The organism is Vreelandella neptunia, assembly GCF_022489065.1.
Lineage (GTDB): Bacteria > Pseudomonadota > Gammaproteobacteria > Pseudomonadales > Halomonadaceae > Vreelandella > Vreelandella neptunia_A.
Genome location: NZ_JAKVTW010000004.1, coordinates 260,836 through 270,391, shown reverse-complemented (window position 1 = coordinate 270,391; position 9,556 = coordinate 260,836). Strand labels below are relative to the sequence as shown.

10 protein-coding genes are annotated in these 9,556 nt (G+C 52.8%); 4 read left to right on the top strand and 6 right to left on the bottom strand.

What is annotated here, in order from left to right; translation table 11 throughout:
- The 4 genes from MLE19_RS08985 to salA form a co-directional block, all read right to left on the bottom strand.
- A partial coding sequence (locus MLE19_RS08985; RefSeq protein WP_276322386.1) for a dioxygenase occupies positions 1-297 on the bottom strand: 297 nt, incomplete at its 3' end.
- A 73-nt stretch (positions 298-370) separates the two neighbouring features.
- Positions 371-661 carry a muconolactone Delta-isomerase gene (gene catC / locus MLE19_RS08980; protein ID WP_240717839.1) on the bottom strand — a complete coding sequence of 97 codons (291 nt, stop codon included), beginning with the start codon at positions 659-661 and terminating at the stop codon, positions 371-373.
- Positions 662-733: 72 nt separating this feature from the next.
- Positions 734-1,852: a muconate/chloromuconate family cycloisomerase gene (locus MLE19_RS08975; protein ID WP_240717838.1), complete on the bottom strand. Its 1,119-nt coding sequence runs from the start codon at positions 1,850-1,852 to the stop codon at positions 734-736.
- Positions 1,853-2,221: 369 nt separating this feature from the next.
- Positions 2,222-3,502, bottom strand: coding sequence for a salicylate 1-monooxygenase (salA, locus tag MLE19_RS08970; protein WP_240717837.1), 1,281 nt, complete (start codon positions 3,500-3,502; stop codon positions 2,222-2,224).
- Between the two features lie 204 nt (positions 3,503-3,706).
- Between salA and MLE19_RS08965 the strand changes: the two genes are divergently transcribed.
- Positions 3,707-4,612, top strand: a complete 906-nt coding sequence (locus MLE19_RS08965) for a LysR family transcriptional regulator (RefSeq protein ID WP_240717836.1) — start codon at positions 3,707-3,709, stop codon at positions 4,610-4,612.
- 13 nt (positions 4,613-4,625) lie between these two features.
- Here MLE19_RS08965 and MLE19_RS08960 read toward each other — a convergent pair whose 3' ends face one another.
- Together MLE19_RS08960 and MLE19_RS08955 are read right to left on the bottom strand one after the other, a co-directional pair.
- Positions 4,626-5,033 (bottom strand): nuclear transport factor 2 family protein, encoded by a 408-nt coding sequence (locus MLE19_RS08960; protein WP_240717835.1) that lies wholly within the window; start codon positions 5,031-5,033, stop codon positions 4,626-4,628.
- 37 nt (positions 5,034-5,070) lie between these two features.
- Positions 5,071-5,892 (bottom strand): 3-keto-5-aminohexanoate cleavage protein, encoded by an 822-nt coding sequence (locus MLE19_RS08955; protein ID WP_240717834.1) that lies wholly within the window; start codon positions 5,890-5,892, stop codon positions 5,071-5,073.
- Positions 5,893-6,175: 283 nt separating this feature from the next.
- On the opposite strand from MLE19_RS08955, the gene MLE19_RS08950 reads away from it, so the two are divergent.
- From MLE19_RS08950 to MLE19_RS08940, 3 genes are all read left to right on the top strand, one after another.
- Entirely contained in the window at positions 6,176-7,837 is a 1,662-nt protein-coding gene (locus MLE19_RS08950) for an AMP-binding protein (RefSeq protein WP_240717833.1), read from the top strand.
- A gap of 43 nt (positions 7,838-7,880) precedes the next feature.
- Entirely contained in the window at positions 7,881-8,648 is a 768-nt protein-coding gene (locus tag MLE19_RS08945; protein ID WP_240717832.1) for an SDR family NAD(P)-dependent oxidoreductase, read from the top strand.
- Between the two features lie 67 nt (positions 8,649-8,715).
- Positions 8,716-9,507, top strand: coding sequence for an enoyl-CoA hydratase-related protein (locus MLE19_RS08940; RefSeq protein WP_240717831.1), 792 nt, complete (start codon positions 8,716-8,718; stop codon positions 9,505-9,507).
- The last annotated feature ends 49 nt before the right edge of the window (positions 9,508-9,556 follow it).

Below are 9,556 nucleotides of genomic sequence, written 5' to 3'. Positions count from 1 at the left end.
GCCGGTGCGCTGGGCTTCGGCGTCGATGGCGTCCTGGCGCATATCGAGGAAGTGGTCAAATCCAAGCCCGGGCGAAAGCAGACCGAACTGGGTCTGGCTGCCCAGGGCATTGAGCAGGTTGACGCCCGCCCAGTACTCCTCTTCGGTGACATCGAAATCGTCGATCAGCTTGAACAGGTCACCGACCAGGCGATGGACGATTTGCTTGGCGCGGTCATTGCCGCCTGACTGATCGAAGCCGGCCACGGTTTTAACAAACGCTTGAACCTCGGGGGTGTCAAATATCTTCACGGTCATGGTGAAAACCTCTTTTTTTATAGGCTATTATTTTATTAATGGAGCTTAATGGAGCTGGCGTTTAGGTGTTTAATTAACTGTCGTCGTCACGGACCGAAGAAGGGTGGCGACACAGCGGCTTGACGCTAATGTCCATATAGGGAAACAGCGGCAGGTTGCTGACCAGCTCTTGCAGTTCAGCGTTATCTTCCACGTCGAAAATACTGACGTTCGAGTAGCTGCCCGCCACCCGCCACAAGTGGCGCCATTTGCCTTGGTGCTGTAAGTCTTGTGAATATGCTTTTTCAGTCGCCTTAATTTTAGCCGCTTGTTCTGCTGGCATATCGGGCGGCAACTTAACGGTCATCTCTACTTGAAACAGCATACGTCTCTCCTCTGTCATCGCTGGCTAACACGCAAACGGTTGCTTTATTTATATGGTTTTATTTACGTATGTTTATTTACGCGAATAGTGAGCCAATTTATCTTCGTCAAGTGTGATGCCTAGCCCCGCGCCTTGCGGCAGCTCTACGCCAAACTCGGTGTAGTTAAGGGGTTCAACAACAATGTCATCTTTGAGCAGCAATGGACCAAACATCTCGGTCCCCCAGGCCATTTCCGGCAATGTTGCCCAGGCATGAAGTGAAGCAGCAGTGCCGATGGTGCCTTCTAGAAGAGTGCCGCCATAGAGGCCGATACCCGCCGCCTGGGCGATATGTGCTAGTTCCAGAGCACCGTAAATACCACCGGATTTGGCAATCTTCAGAGCGAAAGCGCCACTAAAACCGCTGCATATCAGGTCCAGCCCATCGCGGGCATCCTGAACACCCTCATCCGCGAGCATGGGCACATTGAAGCGGTTTGCTAACCGCACCAGGCCAGCATGTTCACGGGCGGGAATGGGCTGCTCGATGAGCTCAATGCCGGCGTCCTGCAGCGCCTGAATTCCCCGTACCGCCGTGGATTCATCCCAAGCCTGATTAACGTCCACACGCACGCTGGCACGATCTCCCAATGCCTCTTTGATGGCTGCTACATGCCGCACATCCTGATCCACCGGGTTGGCACCGATTTTCAGTTTGAAATCGCAATGCCGACGCTGCTCTAAACGCAGCATTGCCTCATCAATATCTTTAGCGGTATCGCCGCTGGCTAATGTCCAAAGTACAGGCAAGTGTTCTTGGCGAGTGCCACCTAGCAATTCAGCCACACTTAACCCCAGTCGCTTACCCTGGGCATCTAATAGCGCAGTCTCAAGCGCCGATTTGGCAATCATATTGCCACGGGCATGGCGGTGAAGGCGGGAACGCAACTGGTGGACATTGCTGGAGGGCTGGCCTATCAGGAGGGGTGCCAAGTAGGTGTCGATATTACGCTTGATACTCTCCGGGCTTTCTGGACCGTAGGCGAGGCCACCGATGGTGGTGCCTTCACCGAGTCCTTCGATACCGTCGGAGTGGCGCATCCGCACTATGACCATGGTTTGGCAGGCCATGGTGGTCATGGAAAGTTTGTGAGGACGGATGGTCGGTAAATCGACCAGCAACGTCTCAATATGTTGGATGACGGTTGACATGGAGGCTCCGGCGTCTGGCAATCATTTGACTGGATATCAGTTTGATTGGCGTTACACGACGGAACCAATATTGTTTAGGTGCTTGGCTATACCGAGCAGGTATCACGACAGGGTGGTGACTGCTTAGTTTTTAGCGGGCAACTACCTTTATTTAACCATTTCATCTTCTGATCAGCGTTTTAATCTCTACTTTCATCCATTAATTTTCATTATTAATCAATATTTTGCATAATAATCTGACATTTTGACAGCGATTTACCCGCAAATGGTCGGCGTAATGATTGGTAAACTATAGCAATGCGTTTAGTACATAATGTCTGCGACTAACTATTAAGGGGGCGGCACACTTGCCCTCTTCGCCACTGCCCCCTAGATGGCTAACGCTACTATCCGCTGAGCCGCCATTACATCGTCGTGAGGGTCGTGATTCCAGAGCCAATCGAAGCGCTTTTCCAGGTTGTCGATCAGCTTGGTTTCATCAGCACCAATGTTTTTACCTGAATATTCATAGACATCGCCTGCTTCATGGGAGGTACGCTGTACCTTACAGGTGCGACCATGACGCACCTGCTCAAAGGCGGATAAAACAGTTTCCACGTTTTGGCGGCTGGTATCAGCTAGAAGGCTGGCCAGCACATAGGCGTCTTCAAGTGCCTGACCGGCCCCGGCCCCCTGGTGGGGCACTAAAGCATGGGCAGCATCGCCAACAATCAGTACCCGACCACGATGGTAGCGGGCAAGCTCCGGTAACTCGTGCAGCGCCCAGCGCGTTGGCTCAGGGATGCATTCAAGAATGGCTTGGCACGCCGGGCTCCAACTTTCAAATACGGCTAACATTTCTTGCTGGCTGACAGCTTGAACCCACTCTTCGCCTTCGGGTAATTTAGGGCTCGGTACAGAGCGATCCGTAATGAAGGCCACAACGTTAACGAGCTGAGACTGTTTAACGGGGAAGGTCAGAATATGGCGATCTTTGCCAAGGTACATCTGAGGCACCAATGCCAGACGCTTCTCGCTACCTTTCGCCTCTAAAGCCGTTTCTAGATCCCGGGTGGGAATCATCCCACGATAAGCGTAAGTGCCACTCCAGAACGGCGTAATTTCGCCGTATTGTTCTGGGGGTAACACATGGGGGCGTACCGCCGACTTAATGCCGTCAAACCCGATGATCACATCACCCGTAAAGTGAGTGCCATCGTCGAAGCTGGCGGTGGCGCTATCGGCGTCTTGCTTAACGTCTATACAGCGTTTACCAAAGTGGGCAATTCCCTCAGGCAGATTCGCAACAATAGCACCTAGAAAATCGGCACGGTGTACCGACGACTGCCCCACCCCCGGCGCCAGGCTGGCGGTAAGGTAGGTATCATCTTTACCACGACGCCACTCAAACCAGACATCCTCAAACGGCGCTGGTGAAGCGTCGGCGATACATTGATAAGAAGCCTCCAGCCCCAGCAGTTGAATGGCCTTCACCGCATTGGGGCCAAAAGAGACGCCCGCACCAATCTCTGAGAACTGGGGAGCCGCTTCGAACAGTTGCACGTCGAGATGCTGATGGCGTGATAGCGCTACGGCTAAGGCGACGCCGCCGATTCCACCGCCCACGATGCCAATCGAAAGTCGTTTCTGCTGAGTCTGTTTGGCTGGCATGTTTTCACTCCGCTCAGGGATTTATCGTTATCATGTTGAGCTTTATGCTCTTCCCCTAACGCTATTAGGATGAAACAGCGGTCACCACACAGCCCTATTCATTTAGGCTATAAACGGCGCTAATAACAATATGAAACAACAAGTTGAAAACCTTAACTACGGCTGGAGTAGACTATTGTCGAACATCCGGCATGGCGCATCCTGATGGTTAAACTAGCCAATATCGACCTGAACTTGCTAGTTGTGTTTGATCTGCTGTACCAAGAGCAAAACACTCAGCGGGTAGCGCTACGCCTAGGTATTACACAGCCAGCGGTGAGTCATGCACTGAAGCGCTTACGCCACTTACTGAATGACGAGCTTTTCGAGCGCACCTCGCAAGGGCTGCAGCCAACGCCACGCGCTAACCAGCTTCACCCCGGCATTGCGGATGCATTGGCACGCATGAGTGACACCTTAAACCTACACGATGTTTTTAATCCGGCGCTGAGTGAACGCACCTTTAATCTCAACATGACGGATATTGGCGAAATTGTCTTTTTACCCCGCTTACTTCAGCACCTCTCACACTTAGCACCAGGCGTCTCGCTTAGCACTGTGCGCAGCCACAATAACGGTCTGAAGTATGAGATGGAGGAGGGGCAGATTGATCTGGCTATTGGGTTGATCCCACAGCTGGGAGCCGGTTTCTATCAGCAGCGACTATTTGTACAACGCTATGTCTGCCTAATGCGTCATGACCATCCCTTAGCAACAGGCGACTTTAGCTTAGAGGCGTTTCGCTCAGCCCATCATGCCGTCGTAGTTGCTCAGGGAACTGGCCACGGGATGGTAGAAAAGCAGCTTGGCCGCGCTGGGGTCCTTCGCCCCGTCAGGCTAACGCTGCCGAACTTCGCCGCCGTTCCCTATATCGTTAGTAGCAGCGATCTGATAGTAACGGTGACCGACAAGTTAGCCGAGGCAACCCGAGTACGTTTCGGGTTAGCCGTTCGTGAGCACCCGCTAACGTTCCCAGAAATCCCGATTAATCTTTTCTGGCACCGTCGTTATCATCAAGACCCGGGCAATCGCTGGCTGCGCGAGCTGATATTTTCTATGTTTTCTGAGTAGGTGCCATTAAAGCCTAGGAACTGGGCTTTGCCCACGCCGCACGCGTGCTGTGGGCTGCCGTTTTATTGGTGATTTTCCAAGCGCCATCGACCTTCACCAGGGCAATAACATCGACCCAGGAATCCGCAAGGTTTTCGCTATTGTCAAAGCCTAGCAACACGCTGGCGACTTCCCCGGCCTGAGTCACCGCAATAAAGCGACTCTTCACTGCGCGGCGGCTATCAGCCCAGCGCTCGAAACGATCGCTGATCAGATCAGTTGCTAACGCAGCATCAGCGTCCAAAGCAAAAATCCACGCATCCTTATGAAACGCTTCCTCCAACTTGTCTCTACTGCCTTGAAAGCCATCAACATATAGCTGCACAACACGCTTAATCTCGTCGATCTCAGGCGCATCACCCACGACAGTGATATCCGTCATTGCTTATCTCCTGCTTCTTAATTGTTGGTTTTATGTTTTATAACCCAAGTATTTCACGCGCCTGTTGCCAAGTAGCCACGGGGCGCTGGTACTTTTCGCATAGAGCAACGGTGCGCTCGACCAACGCCGCATTGGAAGGCGCCAGCGTTTCGCTATCCAGGCGTACGTTATCTTCAAGCCCGGTACGGGTGTGACCACCAGCGGCGATAGACCACTCATTAAGCAGGTATTGGTTGGCGCCAATACCTGCGCCGCACCACTGTGCATCCGGTGCCAGTCGCTTGAGCGTCTCAATATAAAAATCAAAGGTGGGCTTGTCCGCTGGCATGGAGTTTTTGACCCCCATGACAAACTGCACGTAGAGCGGCGTCTTCAGCTTGCCTTGCTTTGAAAGATTCACCGCTTGGTGGATATGGGACAGATCAAACGCTTCGATTTCAGGCTTAACGCCGTACTTGAGCATCTCATCGGCAAGCCACTCCACCAACTGGGGCGGATTCTCGTAAACACGATTGGGGAAGTTGTTGGAGCCCACCGAGAGGCTGGCCATATCGGGTTTCAATGGCAACATCCCGCCGCGTGCTTCACCTGCCCCCGAGCGCCCACCGGTAGAGAGCTGAATGATCATGCCGGGGCAGTGCTTCTTAAGCCCTTCCATCAAGCGGCCAAACTTCTCTGGGTCAGATGAAGGCGTTTGGTCATCGTTACGCACGTGGCAGTGAGCAATGGTAGCCCCCGCCTCAAACGCCGCCTGGGTGCTTTCAATCTGCTCTTCAACCGTGATGGGCACAGCAGGGTTGTTCTCTTTGCGTGGCAGGCTGCCGGTAATGGCGACGCAAATTATGCAAGGCTGAGACATGGAAACCTCCTTTTTGTTCGTATCGCGAATACTAATTTGTAATACGAACAAAATAGTTCACCTCCTTCTAAGCGTCAAATTTAATTCCTCAATGCTAGTTAGCGGCCCATGGGAGTGATGCAAATCCACTCTCAGAAGCGACGCTTCGGCATCTAAAATAAACGACAACTACTTGACATAATTTTAAAGCTAACCTACTTTCTAGCTTAACAAGGTGAACCACTATATGTTCTATCTAGTCACTATAAAAACAAAATTAATAGCAATTTCTGGAGCTTAAGGAATGTCTATTACTACCAACATGACAATAGACCGTCGTAATGCCATGAAGCAGTCAGGCGCCTGGAATGACATGCTCATTACAGACTATCTTGATAAAGCGGTAGCCCAAGTCCCTGACAAACTAGCCATTGTTACCTACACTATGGCCTCTGGAGAGCGCACACAGCTTAGCTATCGCGAACTCAATGAGCGGGTCACACAAATAGCAATTGGGCTTGTCTCGCTTGGCATTCAGGTGGGGGATGTGGTGTCGTGCCAATTGCCTAATTGGTGGCAAATGACCGCACTCCACTTAGCGTGTGTTCGAGTTGGCGCGGTACTTAACCCTCTTATGCCCATTTTCCGCGAGCATGAGTTGCGTTTTATGCTCGCCCAAGCGGAAAGTAAGCTGCTAGTCGTTCCCGGTGTGTTTCGAGGTTTTGATCATGCTGCCATGGCAACCACGCTGAAGGCAGAATTGGCGTCGCTAACCCATGTGCTGGTGATTGGCGGTGAAGGTGATGGAGAGTCCAGCTTTGAAGCACGACTGCTTAACCATGGCGAGGAACAGGGGCGCGATACTGCCGCACTGTTTACGGAGCGCCGCCCATCCGGCGATGATGTTGTGCAACTGCTTTACACATCGGGTACTACGGGTAAGCCAAAAGGGGTAATGCACACCTCTAATACGCTGCTTAGCCATATTCGCCCCCTTGCCGAACGCTTAGCGCTGAATGCTGCTGATACCACCTTAATGCCTTCCCCTCTGGCGCATCAGTTAGGCTTTCTATACGGCTTAATGATGCCGATCTACTTGCAGACCACGGCCGTGCTTCAAGACACGTGGTTACCCGCTGAAGCAGTCAACATCGTACGCATTGAACAGCCCAGTTTGATGCTGGGCTCTACCCCTTTTTTGGCAGATATCGCCGAGCAAGCGATTGCTCACGGAAGCGATCTGCAGTCACTGAAGCTATTTCTATGCGCGGGCGCCCCTATACCTAGCCCGTTGGTAGAGAAAGCAGCGCGTAATTTGCCCACTAAAATCATCTCCGCCTGGGGAATGACCGAGAACGGCGCCGTTACCACTACTCGCTTGGATGACGCGCCTTCGTGTTCGGTCGAAACCGATGGCGTCCCCTTGCCCTTTATGGAACTCAAAGTGACCGATATTGAGGGCAACACCTTGCCGCCTAATCAAGAAGGCAGCCTATGGGTACGCGGTGCCAGTCTGTTTGTTGGCTACTTCAAACAACCTAACCTTTACAGCGTGGATGAGGAAGGCTGGTTCCCAACGGGGGATTTAGCACGCCTCAATGAAGCGGGCTATGTGCGTATCACAGGCCGCTCTAAAGATGTGGTCATTCGAGGCGGTGAGAATATCCCTATTGTGGATATCGAAAACACTCTTTATCAACATCCCGCGATTCAGGCGCTGGCGCTGGTTGGTCGGCCAGATGAGCGTTTAGGAGAGCGGTTGGTCGCTTACGTTGTGCTCAAAGAGGGTCACCCCAGCCTGAGCCTTGAAGAGATCACTCAGTTTCTTACCGAGCGGCATGTGACGCGCCAATACCATCCAGAGTTTCTTGAAGTGCTGGAAGAGTTGCCACGCACGCCTTCTGGAAAAATTCAGAAATTTAAGCTTCGCGACCAAGCGGCTATCCATTCCGATTCACGCTCTTAATGTGTCGTTATGCGCCTCAAATGGCCAGTAATGGGAAAACAATATGCAAGGTTTAACTGGAAAAACCGTAATAGTGACCGGCGGCGGCGGCGGCATTGGCCGCGCGGTGTGTCAACGCTTTGCTCAGGAAGGCGCGCTGGTCGCTGTGCTTGACCTTGATGAGAAAGCCGCCCAAGTAAGTGTCGACAGCATTATTGAAGCGGGCGGTAACGCTCGCGCTTACGCCGCAGATATCACCGATTACCGCGCAATCGAAGTGACCGTTAAGCGCATTGAAGCAGAGCTCGGCACGCCCACTATTTTGATTAATAACGCGGGCTTTGACCGCTTTATGCCGTTTCTTAAAACCGACCCTGCGATGTGGGAGTCACTGATTGCCGTCAACCTGACCGGCGCGCTCAATATGCACCACATCGTATTACCAAGAATGGTTGAGGCGGGCGGTGGCAAGGTGGTCAACATTGCCTCGGATGCAGCCCGAGTGGGCTCTTCTGGTGAAGCCGTTTATGCCGCCTGCAAGGCAGGGCTGCTCGGTTTAAGTAAAACCCTCGCCCGGGAGCTGGCCACCAAAAACATTACGGTCAACGTCGTTTGTCCTGGCCCTACCGATACTGCCCTTTTAAAAGGCGTGGCCGATACCTCCCGCGACCCAGAGAAGCTATTGGAAGCCTTCCGCAACGCAGTGCCTATGCGCCGGATAGGTCAACCTGAAGATTATCCCGGGATTATCGTGATGCTCGCGAGCGATGAAGCGAATTTTATTACCGGGCAGGTGATCAGCGTCTCCGGCGGGCTAACCATGGCTGGTTAACGCAAGTCACTTACAGCGACCAACTGTTTACAACAATAAGGCGCTTACAAAAACAAGGAGCTGCATCATGAGCCATACCACTCACTACGAAGATATCTTGTATGAGGTAGACGACGGCGTCGCGACGATCACTATTAATCGTCCCGAGCGCTATAACGCCTTCCGCGGACAAACCTGTATGGAACTGCTGGATGCCTTTAACCGTGCTGGCTGGGACAAATCGATTGGCGTCATTGTGCTCACCGGGGCGGGGGACAAGGCATTCTGTACCGGGGGCGATCAGGGTGCGCATGAGGGCCAATACGATGGCCGCGGCATCATCGGCCTGCCGGTAGAGGAGCTGCAAACGCTCATCCGCCAAGTGCCTAAACCGGTCATTGCACGAGTGAATGGGTTTGCCATTGGCGGCGGGCACGTTTTACACGTGGTCTGCGATCTAAGCATTGCGTCAGAGACAGCCATTTTTGGTCAGGTGGGTCCAAAAGTGGGATCGGTTGACCCCGGCTTTGGCACCGCTTATCTCGCCCGCGTCATTGGCGAAAAACGGGCGCGTGAAATCTGGTATCTGTGCCGAAAATATACGGCTCAGCAAGCGCTCGATTGGGGGCTGCTCAACGCGGTGGTGCCGCCTGAACTGCTCGACGAGGAAGTGCGTAAATGGTGTGACGAAATTCTTGAGAAAAGCCCTACTGCCCTCTCCATCGCCAAGCGTTCGTTCAATGCAGACAGCGAGAATATCGCCGGTATTGGGGCACTCGGTATGCAGGCGCTAAGCCTCTACTACGACACCAAAGAGTCGCAGGAAGGTGTTGCCGCGTTTAAGGAAAAGCGTAAGCCCGAATTTCGTAAATATTATTAGTCATAACCGTTACTCCCCTCCACAAAGGGTAGTCTCAAGAGAGCGAGTA

Coding starts and splice junctions, on each gene's coding strand:
- catC (WP_240717839.1), bottom strand. CDS start 661: ATGCTGTTTCAAGTAGAGATGACCGTTAAGTTGCCGCCCGATATGCCA.
- MLE19_RS08975 (WP_240717838.1), bottom strand. CDS start 1,852: ATGTCAACCGTCATCCAACATATTGAGACGTTGCTGGTCGATTTACCG.
- salA (WP_240717837.1), bottom strand. CDS start 3,502: ATGCCAGCCAAACAGACTCAGCAGAAACGACTTTCGATTGGCATCGTG.
- MLE19_RS08965 (WP_240717836.1), top strand. CDS start 3,707: ATGGTTAAACTAGCCAATATCGACCTGAACTTGCTAGTTGTGTTTGAT.
- MLE19_RS08960 (WP_240717835.1), bottom strand. CDS start 5,033: ATGACGGATATCACTGTCGTGGGTGATGCGCCTGAGATCGACGAGATT.
- MLE19_RS08955 (WP_240717834.1), bottom strand. CDS start 5,892: ATGTCTCAGCCTTGCATAATTTGCGTCGCCATTACCGGCAGCCTGCCA.
- MLE19_RS08950 (WP_240717833.1), top strand. CDS start 6,176: ATGTCTATTACTACCAACATGACAATAGACCGTCGTAATGCCATGAAG.
- MLE19_RS08945 (WP_240717832.1), top strand. CDS start 7,881: ATGCAAGGTTTAACTGGAAAAACCGTAATAGTGACCGGCGGCGGCGGC.
- MLE19_RS08940 (WP_240717831.1), top strand. CDS start 8,716: ATGAGCCATACCACTCACTACGAAGATATCTTGTATGAGGTAGACGAC.